Genomic DNA, 23877 nt, shown 5'->3' with positions numbered 1-23877 from the left:
CGCGGCGCTGCCCTTTGGAATGCCCCCGGCAATTCCGTAAGGTGGAAAGCCGACGGTTTTTCCCTACCCCGCAACGGAAGGCGGCCCACCTTGGCTCAGTTTGTTGACCGAGCCCTCCTGCACCTGCAGGCGGGAGACGGCGGGCACGGCTGCGCGTCGGTGCACCGGGAGAAGTACAAGCCGCTCGGCGGGCCCGACGGCGGAAACGGCGGGCACGGCGGCGACATCATTTTTGAGGTCTCCTCCCAGGTGCACACCCTGCTGGATTTCCAGTTCCGCCCGCACCTCAAGGCGAAGCGCGGGGCGAACGGGGCGGGTGATCACCGCAACGGCGCGCGTGGGGAGGACCTCGTCCTCGCTGTCCCCGTGGGGACGGTGGTGCGCTCGGCCGACGGCGAGATCCTCGCGGACCTCACAGTGCCCGGCACCCGGTTCGTCGCCGCCGAGGGCGGCTACGGCGGGCTCGGCAACGCAGCGCTAGCCACCCACAAGCGCAAGGCCCCCGGCTTTGCGCTCAAGGGCGAGCCGGGCGAGGCGCTCGACCTGGTCTTGGAGCTGAAATCCATGGCAGATGTCGGGCTAGTGGGTTTCCCCTCGGCGGGGAAATCCTCGCTCATCTCCGTGCTCTCGGCGGCGAAGCCGAAGATCGCGGACTACCCGTTTACCACCCTGCAGCCCAACCTCGGCGTGGTCACCGTCGGCCACGACACCTTTACCATTGCTGACGTGCCCGGGCTCATCCCCGGCGCGAGCCAGGGCAAGGGGCTGGGCCTGGACTTCCTGCGGCATATCGAACGCACCGCCGTCCTCGCCCACGTCGTCGACGCCGCCACGATGGAGCCGGGGCGCGATCCCGTCAGCGACATCGAGGCGCTTGAGGCCGAGCTGGCCTCCTACGCCGAGGAGCTCGACCTCGACTCGGGGCTGGGGGATCTGCGCCAGCGTCCCCGCCTCATCGTGCTCAACAAGATGGATATCCCCGACGCGCGGGATCTCGCGGAGTTTGTCGAAGACGATCTGGCGCAGCGGTTCGGCTGGCCCATTCACACCGTCTCCACCGCAAGCCGGGAGGGCCTCGACGAGTTGAAGTGGGCGCTCTGGGAGATCGTGAAGGCCTCCCGCGCGTCCCGCCCGGGCCCCGCCGCGGCCGCGCAGCCCGCGCAGATCATCCGCCCGAAGGCCGTCGACGCCGCAGACGGCATCGAGGTCGTGGCCGACCCCGAGTTCGAGGGTGCGTGGGTGGTCACGGGAGAAAAGGCGCTGCGCTGGATCCGCCAGACGGACTTCGACAACGACGAGGCCGTGGGCTACCTCTCGGACCGCCTGAACAAGGCGGGCGTGGAGGATCAGCTGCGCAAGCTTGGCGCCCAGGAGGGCGATACGGTGACGATCGGGGAGATTTCTTTCGACTGGGAGCCGTCGATCGGCGGTGACCCGACCATGACCAGCCGCGGGCGCGATGCCCGCCTCGAGGGCACGAACCGTGCCTCGGCGGCGGAGCGCAAGCGCGCCTCCCAGGCGCGCCGCGGACTTATTGACGAATTCGATTTTGGAGAGGAGCAGGAAGCCGACCGCGAGCGCTGGCAGGGGTAGAGACCCCAGCGGGGCCTTACAACGGGGCCCGCAGGCCGCGGGACGCATCAGACATATGGCCACTGAGCAGGAACTGCGCAACCATATCGCCACAGCAAAGCGCGTGGTGGTCAAAATTGGCACAAGCTCGCTTGTCGACGACGACTTTAGCGTAAGCCAAGACCGCATCGACCGGATCGTCGATGCCTTGCAAGATCGCATGGCCGCCGGCAGCGATGTCATCGTCGTCTCCTCGGGTGCGATCGCGGCCGGGATGGCGCCGCTGGGGCTGACCACCAGGCCGCGGGATCTCGCCACGAAGCAGGCGGCCGCGGCGGTCGGCCAGGTGCACCTCGCGCAAAGCTGGGGCCGCTCGTTTGCCCGCTACGGGCGCACGACGGGCCAGGTGCTGCTCACCCAGGCGGATGCGGGCAGGCGCGAGCGCGCGCGCAACGCCCAGCGCACCATCGATAAGCTGCGTCAGTTTGGCGCGGTGCCGATCGTGAACGAAAACGACACGGTGGCCACCTCCGAGATGCGCTTCGGCGATAACGACCGGCTCTCCGCCATCGTCTCCACCCTCGTATGGGCGGACGCGCTCTACCTGCTTTCCGACGTCGATGGCCTCTACGACCGCAACCCGGTCGACCCGGCGGCGCGCAAGATCACCCAGGTGCGCTCTGGCAAGGATCTCGAAGGCACGTCGATCGGTGGGGGCGGGGCGCTCGGCACCGGCGGGATGGCCGCGAAGGTCTCTGCTGCTCGCCTGGCCACGCGGGGAGGGGTGCCGGTCCTCCTGGCCTCCTCGGATAACATCTCACGCGCGCTCACGAGCGCCGACTGCGGGACGGTCTTTCACACGCGGCCGAGCTCGAGCTTGAGCGCTTGGAAATTCTGGGTGCTCTACGCCGCCGATGCCGAGGGCGTGTTGCACCTCGACGCGGGCGCGGTTGACGCGGTGACGAGCGGCGGGACGAGCTTGCTCGCGGTCGGCATCACGGGGGTCGACGGGGAGTTCCATGCCGGCGACATCGTCGAGATCCTGGGCCCCGGCGGGGAGACTGTTGGGCGCGGCGAGGTCGCCTACGGCGCGGCGGAGCTCGCCGACATGATCGGCAAGCAGACCTCGGAGCTGCCGGAGCACCAGCACCGGCCGGTGATCCGGGCGGACTACCTGTCGAACTACGCGACGCGTCTCTAGGATGGCGGGCATGGATAACACCGATTCCCGCGCCGCTGAGCGCGAAGAGGTCCGTTCCATCGCGCGCGCCGCGAAGGCCGTCGCCCCTGTTGTGGCGACGCTTTCCACCCCGCGCAAAAACGATGTCCTGCGCAGCGCCGCGAGAGCGCTCGTCGAGGCTGAGGCGGTGATCCTCGCGGCCAACGAGGCGGACCTCGCGGCCGGCCGCGAGGCGGGTTTGAGCAGCTCCCTGCTCGACCGCCTCGCGCTCGATTCCTCCCGCATCGCCGCGATGGCTTCCGGTTTGGAGCAGGTCGCGGGCTTGGCGGACCCGGTCGGCGAGGTCGTGAGCGGCCGCACCCTGCCCAACGGCATCCGCATGCGCCAGGTCCGTGTGCCCCTGGGCGTGATGGGCATGGTCTACGAGGCGCGCCCGAACGTTACCGTCGACGCCTTTGGCCTGGCGCTGAAGTCGGGCAACGTGGCGCTGCTGCGCGGCTCGAAGTCGGCGCGCACGACCAACGAGGCCCTCGTCGAGGTGCTGCGCGGCGTCGCCGCCAATAGCGGCCTGCCGCGCGAGGTCGTCTCGCTGCTGCCTTGCGAGACCCACGATTCCGTGCAGGATCTGATTACGGCGCGCGGGCTCGTCGACGTTGTCATCCCCCGCGGTTCCGCGCGGTTGATCAGCACGGTGGTGGAAAACGCCACGGTGCCCGCGATTGAGACGGGCACGGGCAATTGCCACTTCTACATCGACGCGGACGCTGAGCTCGACTCCGCCATCGCGATGCTTATCAACGGCAAGACGCGGCGTACCTCCGTGTGCAACGCGACAGAGACCGCGCTTATCGACGCCTCCTTGCCGCCCAGTGCCCAGCTCCGCATCATCGAGGAGCTCCAGGCCGCCGGGGTGACGGTGCACGGGGACGTCGATACGCTTGGTGCCCTTGGCGCGCGCGACGTCGTCGCCGCGACCGAGTCGGACTGGGCCGATGAGTACCTCTCGATGGATATCGCCGTCGCGCTTGTCGACGGCGTGGGCGGCGCCATCGATCACATCACCCGCTACTCGACCGGCCACACCGAGGCCATCGCCTCGCTCAACGCGCGCACGCTCGCCCGCTTCGCCGCCGAGGTCGATTGCGCGGCGGTCATGCTCAACGCCTCGACCGCCTATACCGACGGCGAGCAGTATGGCATGGGTGCCGAGATCGGGATCTCCACCCAGAAGCTCCACGCGCGCGGCCCGATGGCGCTGCCGGAGCTCACCACCACGAAGTGGATCTTGGAGGGTGATGGGCACGTGAGGCCGTAGAACCTGCGGCCTCGGCGCGACAGTGGAGGGGGCTGGGTATAAGCTGTTAGCGTTGCTCTCTCACTCCGCCCGAACACGCACAGAAACGGCAGGTCTTTCGTGTTTTCCTCCCCATTGCGCTCGTTACGCTCCCGCGCCACCACAGCCCTTCTCGCCGTGGCAGCGGCGGCCACCGCGACTCTGAGCCCGCTGGCCGCCCAGCCCGAGGCCAACGCCCAGGAGCGCTGCCCGGCGGTCGCCGTCGTCGCTGCGCGAGGATCCGGGCAGAACACCCAGGTCATCCCCACACGCTACGCCAACGGAGCGGCGTGGACGTCGAACGGCTGGGAGGGCGAGACCATCCGCGCCTTCCTGCAAAAGGCCGAGTCTCGCTATAGCGCCACCCACGGCGGGGCGTCCGTGATGAACGACGTCGAGGTCATCGGCCTCGAGCCGCGCTACTACCCGGCCGTCTTCCCGCAGTACGACACACCAGAAATCGCCATCCCGGCGACCATTGCGCAGGCCGTCGGCCTGGCCGCGCAGTACACGGTGCCCATGCTTCAGACCGCGCGCCGCGCCGGGGCGGAGTTTTTGGACTCCGTCAACGTCGGCCGCGTCGGCGTGATGCGCGCGATTAACGACTACGAAGCCTCGACCGGATGCCGCCCGGGCTACATCCTCGTGGGCTTTTCTCAGGGCGCGATGGTCGTGCTCGAGCACGAAAAGGAACTCGCCGCGCGCGGCCAGCTCGCCGGTGCGGTCTACCTCGGTAACCCGAACACCGCCGCCGGTGACCCGGCGACGGTGGGCATCCAGGGCGGCGTCGGCGGCATCCTCGGCGCGCTGCCCTTTAACTCCAAGACCGCTGCGGCGACGCCCAACCGCGTCAACTACTGCCTGCCGCTCGACGGGGTGTGCGACATCTCGGTGGCCACCCTACGCGGGCTGGAAGGAGGCAACAACCACGGCCGTTACTTCCTCGCCCCGTCCCCGTGGGACGACCAGGTCGCCGACAGTTTCGGACGCTTCGTCGACCAGGTGCGCTACCGCTAGGCGCGAGACGTGGCCCTAGACTCTACGGGCATGACCACCTTCTCACCGCTTGGCCCCGATCCTGCACACTCGCGCGAGGCTGCGCGCAGGATTGGGGTGATGGGCGGAACTTTCGATCCAATTCACCACGGCCATCTCGTCGCCGGCAGCGAGGTCGCTGACATTTTCGGACTCGACGAGGTTGTCTTCGTCCCCACCGGTGACCCGTGGCAGAAAGCGGATCGTAGGGTCTCGGATTCCGAGGACCGCTACCTCATGACGGTCATCGCCACAGCCTCCAACCCGCGATTTAGCGTCTCGCGCGTCGATATTGACCGCGGCGGTCCGACCTACACCATTGACACGCTGCGCGACCTGCGCGGGCTCTACCCCGGGGCGGAGCTGTTCTTCATCACCGGGGCGGACGCGCTGAGCTCGATCATGTCGTGGCACGATTGGGACAAGATGTTCGATCTGGCCCAATTCGTCGGCGTCACCCGCCCGGGCTACGAGCTGCGCGAAGACATGCTTCCGGCCGAGCACCAGGAGCGGGTCCATCTGGTGGAGATCCCGGCGATGGCCATTTCCTCGACGGATTGCCGGTTGCGCGCGCACGAGTCGCGGCCCGTGTGGTACCACGTGCCCGACGGGGTGGTGCAATACATTGCCAAAAACGACCTCTACCGCGAACTGTGAACCAGGCCTAACCGGGATCCTCTAACTGGCACCGGCGCGCTCTTTCGTGTGACAATGGGAGGCGACGTAGGCAGGCCCGCGCTATCCCCGTTTCCAGGTCCACAGCGCGGCGCCCCCCAATCGTTCAACACCCCTTATCCCACCCCCTGCTATTACCACCGAAGGACACCACGCATTTGACTGCCCTTTCCACCTCCATCGACCAGGCTTCCATCGCTGCGAAGGCCGCCGACGAAAAGCTCGGGCGCAACATCGCCGTCATCGATGTCTCCGACGTGTTGGCGATTACTGACATCTTCGTCATCGTCTCCGCCGACAACGAGCGCCAGGTGGCGTCCATCGTGGAAGAAATCGAGGCGGAGATGACGGCGGCGGGCCTGGAGCCGAAGCGGCGCGAGGGCAACCGCGAATACCGCTGGGTGCTGCTCGACTACGGCAGCATCGTCGTCCACGTCCAGCGCGATGCGGAGCGCGAATTCTACGGCCTCGACCGCCTCTACTCCGACTGCGAAGTCTACGAGGTCGAAGGGGTGCCGCCGTACGAGCGCGACGCGGCGCTTACCGGCGAGGCCAGCCCGCGCGGGGCGGAGAGCATCGAGGACCTTCCCCTCGCGGGGGAGGGCCCGCAGACCGCGCCCGAGCCCGGCGTCGCCTACTAGGCCCCCGCAACACCGATGCGACGACTCATTCTCCTGCGCCACGGGCAGACGGACTATAACGCCACGCGCCGCTTGCAAGGTCAGCTGGATACGACACTTTCCGACGTCGGCGTCGCGCAGGCGCGCGCGGCTGCCGAGAGAGCGAAGGGGCTCGGCGTGATCAGGATTGTCTCCTCCGATCTGGTCCGGGCGCGCCGCACGGCCGAGATCGTCGCGGAGGCGCTCGGCCTTGGCGTCAGTCTCGATGCGCGCCTCCGCGAGACGCACCTGGGGGACTGGCAGGGAAAGACCCACGCGGAGGTGGATTCGTGGCGCGAGGGCATCCGCGACTATTGGCGCAACAACCCCGGTTGGGCGCCTCCGTCGGGGGAAAGCCGGCTTGATGTGGCTAGGCGTGCTCGGCCTGTGGTCGACGAGCTCATGGACGCCGAGGAGAAGTGGGACGGGGCTGCTGTGCTTCTTGTTGCTCACGGCGGCACGATCTCGGCGCTTACCTCGAACCTGCTTGACCTCGGCGAGGCCCAGTACCCCCTGTTCAAAGGGCTTAACAACACGGCGACGTCCCAGCTCGCGGCGGTGCCGGCGTCCGGCGGGGAGCCCGGGTCGGTGACGTGGTACCTCGAGGCGTGGAACCGGGAGCTGGGGAGGTAGCCATGGCGGTGCGCATCGTAGTTGATTCGTCGGCGGGTCTGCCGCGCGACATTGTGGAGAAGTTCGACATCACCGTCGTGGATCTGCATGTGATGGAAGAAGACTCGACGAGCTCGACGAGCGGGCTATCCGCCGTGGAGCTGGCTGCTTGTTACGCACGGCAACTTGAGCGCGGAGGCGATGAGGGTGTCGTGGCGTTGCACCTGGCGAAGGGGCTGTCGTCGACCTGGTCGGCGGCGGTGACGGCCTCTGCGGTGTTCCCGGGCACCGTGCGCGTGGTTGATACCGATACCGCGGGCATGGCGATCGGTGCTGCGGCAATGGCGGCGGCGTCCCTGGCGCGGGACGGGGGTAGCCTCGATGAGTGCGAGGAGATCGCCGCGGGCACGTTGGCCAGCGCGGAGACATGGGTCTACCTCAACCAGCTCGACGATTTGCGCAAGAGTGGTCGCCTCTCCGCCGGCACCGCTGTGCTCTCCGCCGCGCTGTTGGCCACGCGTCCGATCCTGCACGTCACCTCCGGTAAGTTAGAGCTGGCTGGCAAGACACGCACGCAGACCAAGGCGTTCATCAAGCTCACCCAACTCGTGCAGGCACAAGCAGACGGTGAGCCCGTGTTCGCCGCGATCCAGCACGCCGATTCGCCGACCGCGGCACGCTCGCTCGAGAATATGCTCAACGAGGTGCTCCCCGCGGGCTCTCAGGTTCTCGTGTTGCCGATCGCCGAGGCCGTGGCCGTCCACGTCGGTGCCGGGGCGATCGGGCTCTCCGCGGTATTTTCTTCTCAGGCTCGCGCACACGGCACTGAGGGAACCGTGAGCGTTGAGGATAAAGGGGGTATTGAGGGCACTGAGGAGCAAGGAGATACGGGTCCGGGGGAGCGCGGCGAGGAGCCCGGCCCCGCCCGGTAGGCCGCTCTCGGGAGGGGTAGATGTGTGGATAACTATGTAGGATTGGTGACGCATCAGCGAGGTTGTCCACAGGGCGGGCGAGGAGGCCTTGCCGCCCAATGCACTGGGCAATAGCTTGAGGCGCCATGAGCGCCATAGACCGCATCACAGAGCTCACCCGGCCGACGGGCGAGGAAGACGCTTTGGCCGTGACCTATCCCGCCTCGCGGCTGCGCGTCGAGCCCCGCCAGGCGACCGCCGCTGCCGTCGTGGTCGTCGCGCTCGTGGCGGGGTGGGCGCTTATCCGCCCGACCGTCGACTCGGCTCCGCCCGAGCCCACCTGGCCGCCCGCAGCGCAGGAGTCACCGAAGCAGGTTGTGGTCTCCGTCGTCGGCGAGGTGGCCAAGCCCGGGCTTGTGACCCTCGAGGAGGGCTCCCGCGTCGCCGACGCGCTAGCGGCCGCCGAGCCGCACCCGCACGCGGATCTCATCGCGCTCAACCAGGCGCAACTTCTTGTCGACGGCCAACAGATCCACGTCCTCGCCCAAGGATCGGCCCCGCCTGCGCTAGGCCCCGCCCCCCAAGCAGCCGGCGGCCAGGACGGCGTTCTCTCGCTGAACACCGCCACGGCCGCGGAGCTCGTGGAGTTGCCGGGGGTCGGGGAAGCCACCGCCGCGGCGATCATCGCCCACAGGGAGGCGAGCGGGCCGTATACCTCGGTGGAGCAGCTGCTCGACGTCAAGGGCATCGGTCCTGCCAAGTTTGAAGCGCTCAAGGGCCTGGTGGGGGTCTAGGTGCGCGAGCTTCGGCTTGTCCCCGCAGCGTGCGCGGTGTGGGTAGCCACGCTGATCACCCTCGCCTGGGGGTCTTGGCAATGCGCGGTGTGCCTCGCCCTGGCCGCGGCTGCGGCCGCTGCGTGGAGGGAGCCCGGCCAGGCGATCCTCATCGCGGGCGTGGGTGGGTGCGCGGCGGTGGTGACGCAGCTGCGGGTCGTCGCCGCTTCTCGGTGGCGCTTCGGCGGCGAGTTTGTCGCCACCATCGCCGGGGAGCCTCGCGACCTCCCGGCGGGCGGGTTCCTCGTCCGGCTCTCCGTCGAGGGCCACCCCGGCACGGTGCCGTTGTTCACCCGCTCCTTGCCGGAAGCCGCGGTCGCCGGGGCGAGCGTGCGCATAGACGCGGCCGCTACGGAGTCCGACGTGCTGGGTACCACCCAGGTGGCGCTTCACGGCGCGCTCGAGGTCGTCCGGGGCCCGGAGGGGCTCGCGGGGTGGGCCCACCACGTCAAGCAGGTCTTCGCAGACGCGGTGACATCCACGGTTGGCCCGGCCTCCCAAGGGCTCATCCCCGGCATGGTGCTGGGGGATACGTCCCTGCAATCGCCCGAGGAGGAGCAGGCCTACATTGACACGGGCCTGTCGCACCTCAGCGCGGTGTCGGGGAGCAATGTCGCCATCGTCACCTCCGCCGCGGCAGTCATCGCCGCGGCGTGCGGGGCCGGTCTGCGCGGCCGCGTCGCGGTGGCGGCCGCCGCGCTTGCCGCTTTTGCGGCCCTCGTGGGGCCCGAACCGAGCGTGCTGCGTGCCTCCGTCATGGGCCTCGTGGGACTGGTCGCCGTGCTGGCATCCTCCACGACAGAGCCCATCCACGCCCTCTGCCTCGCGGTGATCGGGCTGGTGATGGTGGATTCCAACCTTGCGGTCAGTTACGGCTTCGCGCTCTCCGTGGTGGCCACGGCGGGGATTGTCGCACTCAGCCCCCACCTGACACGTCTTTTCGCGCCGACCGGGTGGCCGGAGATTGTGCTTCGCGCGCTGAGCGTCGCGCTGGCCGCTGACGCGGTGACGATGCCTCTTGTCGCCTCCATGTCAGGGGAGGTCTCGGTGGTCTCGGTGGTATCTAATCTGGCGGTCGCCCCCGTGGTCGCGCCGGTCACGGTGCTCGGGTTGTGCGCAGTAGTGCTCGCGCTTGCCCCCGGCGGTCTAGAGGAACCGCTTTTAGTCCTCATCGAGCCGATGACCGCGTGGATCCACGCGGTGGCGCAGGCGGGGGCGCGCCTGCCTGCTGCCACGGTCGAGGCCGGTCCGCTCGGGGTCGTGGTGTGCTATGGATGGGTGGCCGCGGGGCTTCTTCTCGGCCGGCCCCGGGCCACGCTCGGGGTGGCAGTGGCAGCAGCGATCGCCTTGGCGGTCGGGCCCGGGCTGGGAGGAAGGCCCGTGGACCTCGAGCGGCTCGGGGGCGTCTACGTCGTCAATAGCGAAGACCAGATCGAGCCCGTGCCTGCGGGCACGAGGGTCGTGGTGGTGACCGAGCAGGGCAGTCCGCACGACCGCCCGGTCGTCACCACCGGCGGAATCCCCGTGCTCTACCCCCACCGCGACGGGCCGGTGCGTCTCTACCCGGACGGGACACAACACGCTGTCAGCGGGAGGTTTTAAGATGGTGCGCATGCACACTCCGGTCCACCTCGTCTTGGGAGAAGACGAGTTTCTCGCCGAGCGCGCCATGAAGGCGATTATCGCCGAGCTCAGCCCAGCCGTAGAGGTGAGCACCTATCGCGCCGGGGATATCAGCGAGGGCGAGCTGGCAATGGCAACGAGCCCCTCTCTCTTCGCCGAGGAGCGCGCCGTGGTGTTTCGCGATGTCGACCAGGCGGGCAAGGAGCCCACGGAGCTGCTGCTCGCCGCCGCGAAGGATCCCGCCCCGGGGATGACGCTGATTCTCATGCACTCTGGTGGTGGGCGTAACAAGTCGTATGTTCCCAGGCTGAGAAAGCTCGCCCAGGTGCACTCGGCGGAGCCCCTGAAGGACCGGGACCGGCAGGCGTGGGTGAGCAACGAGTTTCGCCGCCTCGGTGTGCGGCCCACCCCCGACGTCGTGGCAGCGCTGCTGGAATCGGTCGGCTCCGATTTGCGCGAGCTCGCCTCGGCGGTGAGCCAGCTCGTTGCCGATACCGAAGGCGAGATCACGGTCGGCGCTGTCCACGCCTACTACACAGGGGTGGCAGAAGTCTCCGGGTTCACCATCGCCGACCAGGCGGTGGAAGGCAGGGTTGACAGGGCGTTGGCGTCGACACGCAGGGCCCTGCAGCTGGGGGTGAGCCCGGTTGCCATCGCAGCGGCGCTCGCGCGCAAGATCGGCGACATTGCCAAGCTCTACAACACCCGGGGCAACCCGGACCAGCTCGCGCGGGAGCTCGGAATGCACCCGTTCGTGGCAAGGAAGACGATGCAAGTGGCGAGGAACTGGTCGGGCGAGGCCGTCTCGGAGGCCGTGATCATCGTCGCCGACCTCGACGCGGAGGTCAAGGGCCGCGGCGGCGACCCTGAGTTTTGCGTCGAAAACGCCGTGGCGCGCATCAGCCAGCTCGCCCGCTAACATTGCCTCTATGGAAGAGCGCGAAGGACACACGGATTCTCGGGCAGGCGACGTCCCGGAGGAGGTTCAGGAGTTTGCGGGTAAGCTCTTTGATCTTGCGCGGACAGGCAACGCGGAGCTGCTGGCCTACGTCGATCACGGCGTGAGCGCGGACCTGGCGAACCAGGACGGAAACTCGCTGCTCATGCTCGCGGCCTACGCCGGGCATGCCGAGCTCGTGCGGGGGCTGATTGAGCGCGGCGCGGATGTCAATAAGCTCAACGCGAGAGGCCAGTCGCCGCTCGCGGGCGTGATTTTTAAGAAGGAAGACGACATCGTCGAGCTGCTGTTAGGTGCGGGCGCCGACCCTAACGCGGGGGCGCCGAACGCAGTGGAGACGGCGAAGGTGTTCGGGCGCGAGGACATCGCGGCCCGCCTGCAGGGTTAGAAACGCCTGTTGCCCCGCACCCCTTGCGGGGGGAGCGGGGCAACAGGCGTTAGCCGGAGCGGGCTTTAGGCCATCTTGTTGAAGGCGCGGGCCATGTTGGACTTCTTGTTCGCCGCAGCGTTGCGGTGGTAGACGCCCTTGGTCACGGCCTTGTCCAGCTTGCGCGAGGCGACGCGCAGCTGGGTCTCGGCGGCCGCCTTGTCGCCGGACTCGACGGCCTCGCGGAACTTGCGGATCTCCGTGCGTGTGGCGGAACGGATGGACTTGTTGCGCAGGCGGCGCTTCTCGTTGGTGAGAACGCGCTTCTTCTGCTGCTTGATGTTTGCCATGGGTAGAGCACCTCTTGAAATCGATGATTGGCTTGTGCGCAGTCACCACCCGGACGGGTCTCGCGCGCCCTCGCTTCGGCTAAGCCTCGACGCGAGCCCAAGGTCCTGCTCGCGTAGCAGGGCGCACCCGTGGGGTCCGGGTACGGACAACCCCTACACTCTAACAACCGCCTACCCGAGAAACCAAACCGCCGGCTATGCCCAGCCGTAATCCTCCCGGAGGCGGTGGGCGACGCGCTCGAAGCGCCGCAGAGGGATGGAGGCGCCGCGTCGGTGCACGTCCGTTTCGGCCACGACGAGGGTCTTATCCACCCGCACCCAGCACGGCTCGCCGGAGGATTCCCACTCGCCGGAGCCGATGTCGAGCCAGTCGGGGCTGTGCGCGTGCTCCTTGGCGGGGGAGATGAGTAGCGCGAGCAGGTCGTGGTGCTCGCGGCCGATGATGAGCAAGGAGCGCTCCCGCGGGGGATCGGAGGGCACGCTCGCCCAGACGACCTCGCCGGGTTCGGCCTGCCCGTCCATGTCAGGGGCGTAGTAGATGCTGCGGGCGAGCCCCGCCGTGGGGCGCACGACGAGCGAGGCCGTGGGCACCTTTGCGGGGTCCCGGGGGGCGCGCGGGGAGGAGCCGAGACGCTCGTTGAGCAGGGCTAGGCCCTCGTCGAGGGGGCCTGCCTTCTCCTCCCGCGGGCGCTTGCGGCGAAACAGGCTCATTTTCGCACCCCCCCTTTCATCTTTTTTGCTCACGCGGATGTGCGTGCTGTAGCGACCCACTCTACGACTGCGCACGCGGGCGTACAAGCGGCCCGCTGCGTGTTTTCTCCTCCCCACGGAGCCGGTAGAGTAGGCCTAATCATGGCTGCCTCGAAAACCTCCTTCGCGGAGACGACGTTTACGGATCCCTCCCTGATCCGGAATTTCTGCATCATTGCCCACATCGACCACGGCAAATCCACCCTGGCCGACCGCATCCTCCAGCTCTCCAACGTCGTTGACGCGCGCGACATGCGCGATCAGTACCTCGACAACATGGATATCGAGCGCGAGCGCGGCATCACCATCAAGGCGCAGAACGTGCGGCTTCCGTGGACGCCCGCGGCGGGGCGCTTCGCCGGCCAGCAGACGATCCTGCAAATGATCGACACCCCCGGCCACGTCGACTTCTCCTACGAGGTCTCCCGCGCGCTCGAGGCCTGCGAGGGAGCCATCTTGCTTGTCGACGCCGCCCAGGGCATCGAGGCCCAGACCCTGGCCAACCTCTACATGGCGATGGACAAGGACCTGGAAATCATCCCGGTGCTCAACAAGATCGACCTGCCCGCCGCCGACCCGGATAAGTACGCGCTCGAGATCGCGAACATTATCGGCTGCGAGCCGGAGGAGGTCCTGCGGGTCTCCGGTAAGACGGGCGTGGGTGTGCCGGAGCTTTTGGACAAGCTCGTCGAGCTTGTGCCCCCTCCGACCTCTGAGTTCGGTGCCGACGCGCCGGCGCGCGCGCTCATCTTCGACTCGGTCTACGACACCTACCGCGGCGTGGTCACCTACGTGCGCATGATGGATGGCAAGCTCGAGCCGAACCAGCAGGTGCAGATGATGAACACCGGGGTCAAGCATGAAATCCTCGAAATCGGGGTGGTTTCGCCGACGATGAAGAAGACCAAGGGCTTGGGCCCCGGCGAGGTGGGATACCTCATCACTGGTGTGAAGGATGTCCGCGAGACCCGCGTCGGCGACACGGTAACCTGGGCGAACAAGGGTGCGGAAGCACCGTTGGCCGGGTTCGAAGACGTGCGTCCCATGGTGTATTCGGGGCTCTTCCCCGTCTCCCAGGAGGACTTCCCGGACCTGCGCGAGTCGCTGGAGAAGCTGCAGCTTAACGACGCCTCCCTGACCTGGGAGCCCGAGACCTCCGTGGCTCTCGGCTTCGGCTTCCGCTGCGGCTTCCTTGGCCTGCTCCACATGGAGATCACCCGAGACCGCCTCGAGCGAGAATTCGACCTGGATCTCATCTCCACGGCCCCGAGCGTGACCTACCGAGTCGTCGCTGAAGACGGCACCGAATCCCTCGTCCACAACCCCTCTGACTGGCCGGGCGGCAAGCTGCGCGAGGTCTACGAGCCGGTGGTGAACATGACGATTATCGTGCCCCAGGAGTTCGTGGGCACGACGATGGAGCTGTGCCAGTCCAAGCGCGGCACCATGAAAAACATGGAGTACCTCTCCGAAGACCGCGTGGAGCTGCGCTACATCATGCCGCTCGGCGAGATCATTTTCGACTTCTTCGACATGCTGAAATCCCGCACCAAGGGCTACGCTTCCCTGAACTACGAAGAAGCCGGGGAACAGGAGGCCGACCTGGTCAAGGTGGACATCCTGCTCCAGGGCGAACCGGTCGATGCGTTCTCTGCGATCGTCCACCGCGATTCCGCCCAGTGGTACGGAAACAAGATGACAAAGAAGCTCAAGGAGCTCATCCCGCGCCAGCAGTTCGAGGTGCCGGTGCAGGCTGCAATCGGGGCGAAGATCATCGCCCGCGAGAACATCCGCGCGCTGCGCAAGGACGTGCTGTCGAAGTGCTATGGCGGCGACATCTCGCGCAAGCGCAAGCTTTTGGAGAAGCAGAAGGCCGGCAAGAAGCGCATGAAGTCCATCGGTTCGGTCACGGTGCCGCAGGAGGCGTTCGTGGCGGCGCTGTCAACCGACGAGGAGTAGGATGTCCGGCGGGTTCAACCCCGACCCACCTGCGCAGAGCCCACACCGTCGCTGCGACCCCCAGCAGCGTGGAAGCGATGGAAAATAGCGCCGCCGAGGCGTCGACGTCGAACTCTGTCGGATCGGCGAACCCGAGGCCAAGGCCACTGAAAGCGACGATATTACCGACAGCGTGGAGCGCTACGGCGGCCTCGATTCCGTTGGTGTAGAAGGTCAGACCGGCTGCGCACACGGCGTAGATGATGATGTCGCTCATCCCGATCCAGTTGTATCCATGCCCCGCGGCGAACAGGGGAACAGCGGCGCCGTAGGCGATGAACGGGCTGCGCACCCACGCACCGACGATCTGAGGTATCGCGGAGCGGAAGAGCAACTCCTCGGCGAGCGCCTGATAGGGGACGACGAGCACGCAGACGAGGATGAAGGCTGTCCCCTTGGCAGATAGCGTGACGTCGGGAATTCCGTAGAGAATCAATCCGCAGAGGTACATCACCGCGTAGGCCACAGCGGCCGCAGCTGCTGAAACCCACGCGAGGCGCCAGCGGAAGCGGCCGCTAGAGCTGAACAGCTCCAGCGGGTTTCGCCCCACAATGCGTGCAGCAAGCAGGGGTGCGGCGCATGTCATGGCGAGGGCAATCAACATAAGGACGTTGGAGTCGATGTCGCCTACCGGCAGCTCAATGATGGTGCTGGGAAGCCCTATCCAAAGTCCTAACCCCGTCAGCAGCAGCGTGGACGCGGTAGCAATTCCAATAAAGAGTACCGCAAGTGCACCCGCCTCGGCGAGTGCGGACCACCATGGCCGGATAGTGCGGTGGAAGCGGGCCGGATCTACCGTGCAGCGGGGCAACGGCGCTGGTGGGCGCTGGCGCGAGGGCTGGAGCTTAGCTCGTCGCGTCCTAGGGCGCACAGCCACCTTCGGCCAGCCCCGATACCAGCCCGCACCGGGGAACCATCCCGGCAGCGGCGTTGAACGGCTCGGCGCGTATGCGCGCAGAACAATCAGTAGGGCAACCGCGCCGGAATATTGGAGGAGGAATCCTGCAACGAGAACCAACAGTCGATTGTCATCACCTGCCAGGTCCGTAATCCCGGCGATGTCGGCCCAAGATAATGCCATGTTGTTGGCGCAGTGCAGGACAATTGCTGCCTCGATACCACCTGTGCGGTGGGTGAGGACAGATGCCATGACCGCGAATATGGCGACGCTGGCTAATCCGGCTAGATCATAGGAGTGGCCTATGACGAACACGGGGATGGCCAGCCCGAATGCGGTGACGGGAGATCGCAACCAGGCGCCTAAGGCCTGGGGCAGTGCTCCGCGAAAGATCAGTTCCTCGGCCGCGCATTGCAGCGGGATGAGCGAGACCCAGACAAGCATGGACAACCAAAATGTGCGCCCAATCGGGGAGGGCACGCCGTGAATAAGCCCGTCGACCAGATAGCAGCCGAAGACCGGAAGTGCGATCCAGGCCAGTGACGCGCCGAGCACGTTGAGCCGGATACGGCCGGCGACCGACAACAGAGCGGCTGGCCTGCGCCCGGCAACCCACGCACCTGCCACCGCGGCGAGGGAACTCAGCGCAAGAGAACCGTAGTAGAACACCATCTTCGTTGGGTCGTCGTCTTTGCCGGAACCGAACAGGAGATCCTCGAAGTCCTGAAGAGTCATTCCGCTGTTTACACCGGTGACAAAGAATGCCGCCGCGAATGCTACCTGTATCGCCAGGAAGAAAAAGAGAGTGGAAGCAATCTCGAGCGCGGGCTTCCACGGCGCGTAGGCGTTGCGGCGCAGCGCGCGGGCGCGGGCGAGGCGGTGGTACGGCGGGGCTGTCACGCCCGCCACCTTATAGCATTGGTGATATGCAGATTCAGCGCGAAGGGTTCACGATATTCGCACGAGTTCTTGGCGACGCCTCCAAACCCGCACTCCTTTTTCTCCAGGGCGGGCCGGGTTCGCCAGCGCCGCGGGAGCGCTACGAATGGATCGACGCCGCGCTCGAGCGCTACCGCGTGGTGCTGTTGGATCAGCGGGGCACTGGCTTATCCACGCGCATCGACCGCGCCACACCCGAGCTCATCGATGCCGGCACTCTCGCCCGCCTGCGCGCGGATGCGATCGTCGAAGACGCCGAGGCGATCCGCGAGGAACTGGGACTCGAGCGGTGGGACGTGCTCGGCCAGTCCTTTGGTGGGTTCTGCCTCGCGCACTACCTCGCCGCGCACCCGGAGCGGATCGGACACGCTTTTTTCACCGGCGGGCTACCCACCGTCACCCGCGGCGTCGATGAGGTCTACCGGGCCACGTTTGCCAAGCTGCGTGCGCGCCACTTGCGCTTCTACGCCGAGGTGCCGTGGGCGCAGCGGCAAATCCGCGAGGTATGCCGCCACCTCGATAACTCCGAGGAACTGCTGCCCACCGGCGAGCGGTTGAGCTCGCGCCGGTTCCGAGGAATTGGCATCGCGCTGGGCCGCGAGGACGGGTTCGAGGCATTGGCGCACCTCCTCGAGGCGCCGTTTCACCCGAACGGGCGGTTGCGTACCGACGTCCTCGCCGAGGTCTGCGACCTCGTGAGCTTCGAGCGCAACCCGCTCTACGCCGCGGTCCACGAGTCCATCTACGGCGGCACGGTGCCCGGCGCGACCGCCTGGTCCGCCCAGCGCGTCTCCGAGACGCTTGACGGCTTCGCGCCGGACGCCTCGCCTGACGACGCCGAGTTCTACCTCACCGGCGAGCACATCTTCCCCTTCCACTTCGACGAAGACCCCGCGCTGCGCCCCTTCAAGGCGGCGGCCGAGGAGCTCGCCCGGAAGCAGGATTGGCCCAACCTCTACGCCGGCCTGGGCCGGGTCGAAGGGGCCGCCGCGGTCGTCTACACAGACGACATCTACGTCCCGCGCGAGCTCTCGCTCGAGACCGCCGAGCTGATCGGCGCGAGGGTGTACGAGACTGATGCGTGGCAGCACGACGGCTTGCGCAAGCACGGCTCTCACGTCCTGCGCGCCCTCCTGCGCGAGGTGGGGCTATGATGAGCGGCATGCAGACGCCTTTTCTCCGCGAACAGGTAGACCTCACCGTTGGCGAGCTCGAGGAATTCGACGTGCTCACCAGCGTCTTCGAGCGCAACGAGGAGCACGTGCTCAACCCGGCGCTGATGTTCCACATCTGCCGGTAGCGGCCAGGCGCTAGCGGGGCTATGGTCTTGGCTGTGAAAACCCGCATGATTGCCGTAGCTGCGCTCGCATGCGCGCTGGCCGCGCCCGCCGCCCCTGCTCTCGCCCAGCCCTCCCTTGATGCGAACATGCAACTGCCGGAAGGCTCCTCGGTGACGCTGCCGCAGCTGCGCAGCGAGGTCACCGGCTCCTCCACCGGGTACGTTCCCGTGCAGCACCCCGGCGCGCCGGTCCCGGTGCCGTTTACCCCGGATTACCTCACCGGCTACATCTCGGATGTCTCCTCCTACGACTACGGGATCTACGAAGAGGTCACCCGAATTTTCCGCCAGGTGCGCGATGGCCAGCCGGAGACGATGGCCGCGAATGTGGAGACGGCGGTGCGCATCAACAACACCGCAACCCCGGAGCAGGTGCGGCAGGCCCAGGTCGACGCGGTCGCCTCGGCAGGTGGCCTGCTCGCCGCGCTCTCGCCGGCACTTGGTGCGGAGTTCGGTGAGGCGTTCCGCACATCCCTGGCCGAGGGGCGGTTGCCGAAGACGGCCTACCTGCTCGACAACGGCTACCTCGCCCGCGCCGGCGGGCTGGCCAGCTCGACGCTCATTGAGAAGGAAATTTACGACTACCCTCGCCCGCACATCGCTGTGCCGGATCGCATCACGCGGTACAACACGGAAGGCGCCGGGGACCTCTACATCACCTCTCCGTCCTTCCCGTCGGGGCACACGAACCAGGCGGTGTGGGTGACCACGCTGCTTGCATACATGCTCCCCGAGCTCGCCCCGCAGCTGGCTTATCGCGGTGCCGAGGCCGGCAACTCACGCGTCGTGCTCGGCGTGCACTACCCGCTCGACGTCATCGGCGGGCGCATGTCCGGCTACGCGGCGGCCGCCGATCGCCTCAACGACCCGAAGATGCGAAACGCCCTCGACCAGGCCGCCGCCGAGCTGCGCGCCGAAATCGAATGGCGCACGGGGGTCTCGATCGCGGAGCTGGTGGCGCGCGATACGCCGTATATCTCCACCGCCGACGCCGTGTCTACGATGGGGCAGTGGATGGACTACGGCCTACCGGAGGCCTACCACGAGGATGCGCCGATGCAGGTCCCGCAGGCCGCCCCGGTGCTGCTCGCCGCTCGCTTCCCGGAGCTGAGCTGGCAGCAGCGCGAGGAGGTGCTTCGACGCACGGCGGCACCGGCCGGGGCGCCTTTGGACTGGCAGGGTCCGGGCGGGTCCTGGCAGCGCGTCAACCTCGTGGCAGCCACGGCCGCGCGGTTGAGCGTCAACCCGGATGGGTCGCTGAACATCAACTAGCGCGCTCTACCGCGACTGGGCGCGACGAGCCGACTCGATGAGCGCCTGCGTGTACGGGTGCTGCGGGTCGGACCATACGTCCTCGGTGGCGCCGTGCTCGACGATGCGCCCTTCGTGGATCACCGCGACGGTGGGGCACAGCTCACGCACGAGGGCTAAGTCGTGGGAGACGAAGACGAGCGTGCCCTCGCCGACGACCGCGTCGATGAGGTCGAGGACGGTGCGGCGCACGGTGACATCGAGGGCGGAGACGGGCTCGTCGGCAAGCAAAATCGCGGGCCGGGGCGCGGCGGCGCGCGCGATCGAGATGCGCTGGCGCTGACCGCCGGAGAACTTCCGCGGCGTGCGCTCGCCCACGCCTGCCAGCCCCACCTGGGCGAGCACCTCCTCGGCGCGCGCGGCGTCCACGCCCGTTTCGCGTATCGACGCCCCCACGCTCATCCGCGGGTCCAGCGAGGAATAGGGGTCCTGGAAGACCATCTGGACCTCGCCTGCGACCTCGGCTGTGCCCGCGTCGGGCTCGGAGAGCCCCGCGATAACCCGCAGCAGCGAGGTCTTGCCCGAACCGGAGCCGCCGACGAGCCCCAGGCGCTCGCCGCGGCGCACGGTCAAGGTCACCCCGTCGAGCGAGCGGGTGCTCCCGCGGGTGAGCTTGACGTCCCGCAGGGCCACCACGGGCTCGCCGAGCGGGCGCGCAGGGGCCGGCGGGCCGGGCCGGGAGGCCGCGACGAGCGAGCGCGCGTAGTCGGATTCCGCGGCGACGATGCGGCCGTCTTTGAACACGAGCACGCGCTCGGTCATCCGTTCCACCACCGCGAGGTCGTGGGAGATAAACAGCAGCCCCATCCCGCGGGCGGCTACGACTGAGTCGATGAGGTCGAGGATCTGCCCTTGCACCGTGGCATCGAGCGCGGTGGTGGGCTCGTCGCAGATAAGCACATCCGGGTCTTGGGCCAGCGCGGCGGCGATGAGCACGCGCTGGCGCTGCCCGCCGGAGAGTTCGTGCGGGTAGGCGTCGGGGCGGGCCACCCCTACTTCTCCCAGCAGCGCGCGGGCCCGCTCCGGGTCGCGGGAGACCTGGCGGCCGACCCGCATGAGGGGGTCGAGCGCGGTCATCGGCTCCTGGAAGACCATCGCGACCTTCCTCCCCCGCACCCGGCGGCGCACGCGATCGCGGGTGCCCACCATCTCCACTCCGTCGACGGTAATCGAGCCGGAGAGCGGCAGCGTATCGACGAGTCCCATGATCGACAGCGCGGTGAGAGACTTGCCCGAGCCGGACTCGCCGATGATGCCGACGCGCTCGCCGCGGGCGAGGTCGAAGGAGACTCCGTGGAGGATGCCCTCGATAGTGAGGTCCCTAACGCTGATCATTGTCACCCCCGAGGAGCGTAAAGCCCATCACCGTGCACGCAATCGCCAGCCCCGGCCACAGCGCGAGGTGGGCGTCGGTGGCCAGGTACGGCTGCGAGGCCTGCAGCATCCTCCCCCAGGAAGCGTACGGGGCGGGCGTGCCCAGCCCGAGGAAGGACAGCCCCGCCTCGGCGAGGATAGCCATGGCCAAGGAGACGGAGACCTGCACGATGGTCATCGGGACGATGTTGGGCAGCACGTGGGTGCGCGCCACCTGCAGCGGCGGCACCTTGGACACCCGGGCGGCGAGGATGTAGTCCTGGCTCATCACCTGCAGGGTGCCCACCCGCGCCATGCGGGCGAAGCCGGGCACCCCGGCGATGCCGATGGCCATGACGACGATGAGCGCCGAGGCGCCGAAGACGGCGGTGAACACGATCGCGAGCAAGAGGGCGGGAAACGCCATGAGCAGGTCGGAGACCCGCATCATCGCCGCCTCGATCGGCCCGCGGCGCATCCCCGCCCACATCCCCAGCGGCACTCCGATAAGCGCGGAGAGCGCCACGGCGCACAGCGCCACGAGCAGGGTCAGGCGCGCGCCGTCCATCACGCGCGAGAGGATGTCGCGCCCGAGCTGGTCCGTGCCCATCCAGTGCGCGGCGCTCGGCCCCTGCAGCCGGGACTCCGGGGCGGCCTGCAGCGGGTCGTAGGGGGTCCACACCGCCGCGAGCGCGGCAACGCCGAGAACGACAAGCACCATCGCGAGCCCGACGAGCTGGGTTCGGCTCGCACTCCTCAGCAGCCTCATGCCCCCACCTTCTTCGCCGCGGGCCGGCGCACCCGGGGATCGATCGCAGCGTAGAGTAGATCGACGACGAGGTTGACCGTCAAGGTGAAGGCCACCAGCAGCATCATCACCGTTTGCACGGTGGTGAGGTCGCGGTTGGCCACGGCGTCGAGAAGCATCGTGCCCAGCCCGGGGAGGGCGAAGACCCGCTCGATGACGACGGCACCGACGACGAGGCTGGAGAGCTGGATGCCGGCGACGGTGAGCACGGGTAGCGCCGCGTTGCGCAGCGCGTGGCGGTAGAGGGTGGCCGATCGCCGTGCCCCCTTCGCCCGCGCGGTGCGCACGTAGTCCTTGCCCATCTCCTCGGTGATCGCGCGCTGGGAGTAGCGGGTGAGGATGGCCGCCTGCACGAGCGCGAGCGAGGCGACCGGCGCGACGAGGTGGGCCGGGGATTCCCAGCCGCCGGCGGGCAGCCACCCCAGCCGCACGGAGAGCACCGCCACGAGGAGGATGGCCACCATGAAGCTGGGCACGACGATGCCGACCTGGATGGCCGCGGCGACAACCATGCCCAGCGGGCGGGCACCGTGTTGCGCGAGGTAGACGCCGAGCGGGACGGCGATGGCGAGGGAGGCGAGCATCGCGAGCACGGTGAGCGTGAGCGAGACCCCGGCACGCTCGGCAACGACCGGGCCAATCGGCGTCCGGCTGGCCATGGAGACCCCGAGGTCGCCAGTGAGCAGGCCCCCCGCCCAGTCGAGGTACTGCACGATTAAGGGACGGTCGGTTCCCAGCAGCGCGGAGAGCGCCGCGACGTCCTCGTCCGTGGCCGTCACCCCGAGCGCCACGCGCGCCGGGTCGCCCGGCACAGCGCGCAGCAACGCGAAGATGAGCAGGCTGGCTAGGGCGATGAGGAGGAAAAAGCGCGTCAGCGCGCGAACGATCATGGGCGGGACTCCTTGCGTATAGACGCCAGCTCCAAACCATCGGTGACCACGTTCGGGTCCACACCGCTCACCCCCGGCGCCGTGAGCACGATGTTCGGGGCGTTGAGCAGCGTGAGCGCCGCGGCGTCGGCCATGATCACATCCACTGCCGCCGCCATGTTCTCCGCTTGCTCGCCCACCTCCGCGGCCGCGATGCGGCTGCGCGCGGTGGGCGAGTCGTAGCCGAAATAGTAGTCGGGGTTGCCAAACATCAACGGGATGTCGCGGGGTTCGACGTGGGCGACGATGGAGGCCTGGTAGTCGTGCCGCTTGAGCACCTGGCCCAGCCACACGGCGGGGAACTCGACTGTCTCTAAGGCGACATCGAATCCGACGTCGCGAAGCTGGGAGAAGATCAGCTCCGCGGCGGCCTGCGCGTAGGGCAGGTTGGGAACCGTGATGGTGAGCTTTGGGGTGCGCCCGGCGAGCAGCTCGCGGGCCCGGTCGGGATCAAAGGGGTAGTAGTCCTGGCCCGTAAACCACGGGTCCGTGGGCGGGACGGGGGCGCCTCCGGTGTCGGTGGCCATGCCGTCGTAGACGACGCTGTTGAGAGCGTCGCGGTCGATGGCGTAGGCCACCGCCCGGCGCACGTCGGGGTCATCAAAGGGCGCGCGGCGGTTGTTCATCGACAGCACCACCTCGCCGTTGGTGGTGCCGACCTCGACGCCGATCTCCTCCGGCAGGGCGCCGATGAGCTGCGGGGCCTGCATTGCCCACACGACGTCGGCGTCGCCCGCGCGCAGCGCGTTGACCGCCGCGGTGGCGTCATCAAAGTAGCGCATCGTCGCGTCGGACTGCGGTGCGGCACCCCAGTAGTCGCCGCGCGCGGCGAAGGACACGAACTCGCCCACGGCGAAGCGGCGCACCGTGTAGGGCCCGGTGCCCAGTGGGTCGGTGGCCAGGCGGTCGATGGAATCCGGCGTCATCATCGCGCCTGTGAGCGTGCCCATGGACCACAGCCAGCTTGTTGAGGGCTGCGCGAGCGTCACGCGCAGGGTCCGCTTATCGACGGCCTCCGCCCGCGCCACCGGGTCCATCTGCGCCTTGAGCGCGTTCGTCCAGTGGTTTTTCACGTAGTCGATGGAAAACGCCGCGTCCTCGGCCGTGAACTCCTTGCCGTTGGAAAACCTCACGCCCTCGCGCAGGTGGAAGACGTATTCGGTGCCGTCGGGGCTTGTCTCCCAGCTCGTGGCCAGGTGGGGTTGAGGGGTGCCTGTGGAGTCGATACGCACGAGCGTTTCATAGACGTTGCCGACGAGCGCCTGCGGTGCGGCGGCGCCGCCCGTGGAGGTGAAGTCCAGGCTCGCCGGCGCGGCCTGCGTGGCCACGACGAGATCCCCGCGCCCGGTGCCGGGCCCACCGTCTGTCGCGCAGCTGACGGCCGCCAGCGGCATGAGTGCGTAGGCGAGCAGCGCGGCGGCAGCCCTGAGTGACGTCATGGGTG

Annotated in this window: 23 protein-coding genes; 16 read left to right on the top strand and 7 right to left on the bottom strand. The window is 68.0% G+C overall.

The features are described 5' to 3' along the window. The first annotated feature begins 90 nt into the window (after positions 1-90). The 12 genes from obgE (at position 91) to C3E79_RS08390 (ending at position 11779) form a co-directional block, all read left to right on the top strand. Positions 91-1593, top strand: coding sequence for a GTPase ObgE (gene obgE / locus C3E79_RS08445; protein ID WP_108404517.1), 1503 nt, complete (start codon positions 91-93; stop codon positions 1591-1593). Positions 1594-1648: 55 nt separating this feature from the next. Next, positions 1649-2773, top strand: a complete 1125-nt coding sequence (gene proB, locus C3E79_RS08440; protein ID WP_108404516.1) for a glutamate 5-kinase — start codon at positions 1649-1651, stop codon at positions 2771-2773. A gap of 10 nt (positions 2774-2783) precedes the next feature. After that, positions 2784-4067 carry a glutamate-5-semialdehyde dehydrogenase gene (locus tag C3E79_RS08435; RefSeq protein ID WP_179948269.1) on the top strand — a complete coding sequence of 428 codons (1284 nt, stop codon included), beginning with the start codon at positions 2784-2786 and terminating at the stop codon, positions 4065-4067. A gap of 99 nt (positions 4068-4166) precedes the next feature. Further along, a complete protein-coding gene (locus tag C3E79_RS08430) occupies positions 4167-5102 on the top strand; it encodes a hypothetical protein (protein WP_108404514.1) in 936 nt (311 codons plus the stop codon). Between the two features lie 30 nt (positions 5103-5132). Next, positions 5133-5777 (top strand): nicotinate-nucleotide adenylyltransferase, encoded by a 645-nt coding sequence (gene nadD, locus C3E79_RS08425; protein ID WP_108404513.1) that lies wholly within the window; start codon positions 5133-5135, stop codon positions 5775-5777. Between the two features lie 176 nt (positions 5778-5953). After that, positions 5954-6436, top strand: coding sequence for a ribosome silencing factor (rsfS, locus tag C3E79_RS08420; protein WP_108404512.1), 483 nt, complete (start codon positions 5954-5956; stop codon positions 6434-6436). Between the two features lie 15 nt (positions 6437-6451). Then, positions 6452-7087 (top strand): histidine phosphatase family protein, encoded by a 636-nt coding sequence (locus C3E79_RS08415; RefSeq protein ID WP_108404511.1) that lies wholly within the window; start codon positions 6452-6454, stop codon positions 7085-7087. 2 nt (positions 7088-7089) lie between these two features. After that, the gene (locus C3E79_RS08410) at positions 7090-7998 is read left to right on the top strand and encodes a DegV family protein (protein WP_108404510.1); all 909 of its coding nucleotides are present in this window, start codon (positions 7090-7092) and stop codon (positions 7996-7998) included. 125 nt (positions 7999-8123) lie between these two features. Then, positions 8124-8771, top strand: a complete 648-nt coding sequence (locus C3E79_RS08405; protein WP_108404509.1) for a ComEA family DNA-binding protein — start codon at positions 8124-8126, stop codon at positions 8769-8771. Further along, a complete protein-coding gene (locus C3E79_RS08400; RefSeq protein ID WP_108404508.1) occupies positions 8772-10412 on the top strand; it encodes a ComEC/Rec2 family competence protein in 1641 nt (546 codons plus the stop codon). Between the two features lies 1 nt (position 10413). Continuing rightward, entirely contained in the window at positions 10414-11352 is a 939-nt protein-coding gene (gene holA, locus C3E79_RS08395) for a DNA polymerase III subunit delta (RefSeq protein WP_108404507.1), read from the top strand. A gap of 10 nt (positions 11353-11362) precedes the next feature. Further along, entirely contained in the window at positions 11363-11779 is a 417-nt protein-coding gene (locus C3E79_RS08390) for an ankyrin repeat domain-containing protein (protein WP_108404506.1), read from the top strand. 65 nt (positions 11780-11844) lie between these two features. Here C3E79_RS08390 and rpsT read toward each other — a convergent pair whose 3' ends face one another. Then, entirely contained in the window at positions 11845-12108 is a 264-nt protein-coding gene (rpsT, locus tag C3E79_RS08385) for a 30S ribosomal protein S20 (RefSeq protein WP_108404505.1), read from the bottom strand. A 195-nt stretch (positions 12109-12303) separates the two neighbouring features. Next, on the bottom strand, positions 12304-12819 hold the full coding sequence (locus C3E79_RS11640; protein WP_235840725.1) for a type II toxin-antitoxin system PemK/MazF family toxin: 516 nt from the start codon (positions 12817-12819) through the stop codon (positions 12304-12306). Between the two features lie 141 nt (positions 12820-12960). Here C3E79_RS11640 and lepA point away from each other — a divergent pair, with 141 nt between their 5' ends. Continuing rightward, positions 12961-14817 (top strand): translation elongation factor 4, encoded by a 1857-nt coding sequence (lepA, locus tag C3E79_RS08375; RefSeq protein WP_108404504.1) that lies wholly within the window; start codon positions 12961-12963, stop codon positions 14815-14817. Here lepA and C3E79_RS08370 read toward each other — a convergent pair. Beyond that, positions 14765-16654, bottom strand: a complete 1890-nt coding sequence (locus C3E79_RS08370) for a CPBP family glutamic-type intramembrane protease (protein WP_108404503.1) — start codon at positions 16652-16654, stop codon at positions 14765-14767. The genes lepA and C3E79_RS08370 overlap by 53 nt on opposite strands. Positions 16655-16680: 26 nt before the next feature. On the opposite strand from C3E79_RS08370, the gene C3E79_RS08365 reads away from it, so the two are divergent. Genes C3E79_RS08365 through C3E79_RS08360 form a run of 3 tightly spaced genes read left to right on the top strand, consistent with a single transcriptional unit; the run spans position 16681 to position 19304 of the window. After that, positions 16681-17847 carry an alpha/beta fold hydrolase gene (locus tag C3E79_RS08365; RefSeq protein WP_108404502.1) on the top strand — a complete coding sequence of 389 codons (1167 nt, stop codon included), beginning with the start codon at positions 16681-16683 and terminating at the stop codon, positions 17845-17847. An 8-nt stretch (positions 17848-17855) separates the two neighbouring features. Next, positions 17856-17993 carry a hypothetical protein gene (locus C3E79_RS11470; protein ID WP_179948255.1) on the top strand — a complete coding sequence of 46 codons (138 nt, stop codon included), beginning with the start codon at positions 17856-17858 and terminating at the stop codon, positions 17991-17993. A 33-nt stretch (positions 17994-18026) separates the two neighbouring features. Beyond that, complete coding sequence (locus C3E79_RS08360; RefSeq protein ID WP_235840724.1) at positions 18027-19304, top strand: acid phosphatase; 1278 nt, start codon at positions 18027-18029, stop codon at positions 19302-19304. Positions 19305-19310: 6 nt separating this feature from the next. Here C3E79_RS08360 and C3E79_RS08355 read toward each other — a convergent pair whose 3' ends face one another. The 4 genes from C3E79_RS08355 to C3E79_RS08340 are packed head-to-tail and all read right to left on the bottom strand — an operon-like array spanning position 19311 to position 23872. Further along, a complete protein-coding gene (locus C3E79_RS08355) occupies positions 19311-20678 on the bottom strand; it encodes an ATP-binding cassette domain-containing protein (RefSeq protein ID WP_108404501.1) in 1368 nt (455 codons plus the stop codon). Then, positions 20665-21465 (bottom strand): ABC transporter permease, encoded by an 801-nt coding sequence (locus tag C3E79_RS08350; protein ID WP_108404500.1) that lies wholly within the window; start codon positions 21463-21465, stop codon positions 20665-20667. The genes C3E79_RS08355 and C3E79_RS08350 overlap by 14 nt, the downstream gene beginning before the upstream one ends. Then, positions 21462-22394, bottom strand: coding sequence for an ABC transporter permease (locus C3E79_RS08345; RefSeq protein ID WP_108404499.1), 933 nt, complete (start codon positions 22392-22394; stop codon positions 21462-21464). The genes C3E79_RS08350 and C3E79_RS08345 overlap by 4 nt, the downstream gene beginning before the upstream one ends. Continuing rightward, positions 22391-23872, bottom strand: coding sequence for an ABC transporter substrate-binding protein (locus tag C3E79_RS08340; RefSeq protein WP_108404498.1), 1482 nt, complete (start codon positions 23870-23872; stop codon positions 22391-22393). The genes C3E79_RS08345 and C3E79_RS08340 overlap by 4 nt, the downstream gene beginning before the upstream one ends. Positions 23873-23877 lie beyond the last annotated feature (5 nt).

It is taken from the genome of Corynebacterium liangguodongii, from assembly GCF_003070865.1.
Classification (GTDB): Bacteria; Actinomycetota; Actinomycetes; order Mycobacteriales; family Mycobacteriaceae; genus Corynebacterium; species Corynebacterium liangguodongii.
The sequence above is the reverse complement of the archived record's forward strand: the minus strand, read 5'-3'. Positions and strand labels throughout refer to the sequence as shown.

What these genes read in the sequence shown, in the direction of transcription:
- C3E79_RS08405 (WP_108404509.1), top strand. Translation starts at nt 8,124, where the DNA reads ATGAGCGCCATAGACCGCATCACAGAGCTCACCCGGCCGACGGGCGAG.
- C3E79_RS08340 (WP_108404498.1), bottom strand. Translation starts at nt 23,872, where the DNA reads ATGACGTCACTCAGGGCTGCCGCCGCGCTGCTCGCCTACGCACTCATG.
- proB (WP_108404516.1), top strand. Translation starts at nt 1,649, where the DNA reads ATGGCCACTGAGCAGGAACTGCGCAACCATATCGCCACAGCAAAGCGC.
- holA (WP_108404507.1), top strand. Translation starts at nt 10,414, where the DNA reads ATGGTGCGCATGCACACTCCGGTCCACCTCGTCTTGGGAGAAGACGAG.
- C3E79_RS08355 (WP_108404501.1), bottom strand. Translation starts at nt 20,678, where the DNA reads ATGATCAGCGTTAGGGACCTCACTATCGAGGGCATCCTCCACGGAGTC.
- C3E79_RS08435 (WP_179948269.1), top strand. Translation starts at nt 2,784, where the DNA reads ATGGATAACACCGATTCCCGCGCCGCTGAGCGCGAAGAGGTCCGTTCC.
- C3E79_RS08350 (WP_108404500.1), bottom strand. Translation starts at nt 21,465, where the DNA reads ATGAGGCTGCTGAGGAGTGCGAGCCGAACCCAGCTCGTCGGGCTCGCG.
- C3E79_RS08365 (WP_108404502.1), top strand. Translation starts at nt 16,681, where the DNA reads ATGCAGATTCAGCGCGAAGGGTTCACGATATTCGCACGAGTTCTTGGC.
- C3E79_RS08410 (WP_108404510.1), top strand. Translation starts at nt 7,090, where the DNA reads ATGGCGGTGCGCATCGTAGTTGATTCGTCGGCGGGTCTGCCGCGCGAC.
- rpsT (WP_108404505.1), bottom strand. Translation starts at nt 12,108, where the DNA reads ATGGCAAACATCAAGCAGCAGAAGAAGCGCGTTCTCACCAACGAGAAG.
- nadD (WP_108404513.1), top strand. Translation starts at nt 5,133, where the DNA reads ATGACCACCTTCTCACCGCTTGGCCCCGATCCTGCACACTCGCGCGAG.
- C3E79_RS08345 (WP_108404499.1), bottom strand. Translation starts at nt 22,394, where the DNA reads ATGATCGTTCGCGCGCTGACGCGCTTTTTCCTCCTCATCGCCCTAGCC.
- C3E79_RS08415 (WP_108404511.1), top strand. Translation starts at nt 6,452, where the DNA reads ATGCGACGACTCATTCTCCTGCGCCACGGGCAGACGGACTATAACGCC.
- C3E79_RS11470 (WP_179948255.1), top strand. Translation starts at nt 17,856, where the DNA reads ATGCAGACGCCTTTTCTCCGCGAACAGGTAGACCTCACCGTTGGCGAG.
- C3E79_RS11640 (WP_235840725.1), bottom strand. Translation starts at nt 12,819, where the DNA reads ATGAGCCTGTTTCGCCGCAAGCGCCCGCGGGAGGAGAAGGCAGGCCCC.
- C3E79_RS08390 (WP_108404506.1), top strand. Translation starts at nt 11,363, where the DNA reads ATGGAAGAGCGCGAAGGACACACGGATTCTCGGGCAGGCGACGTCCCG.
- lepA (WP_108404504.1), top strand. Translation starts at nt 12,961, where the DNA reads ATGGCTGCCTCGAAAACCTCCTTCGCGGAGACGACGTTTACGGATCCC.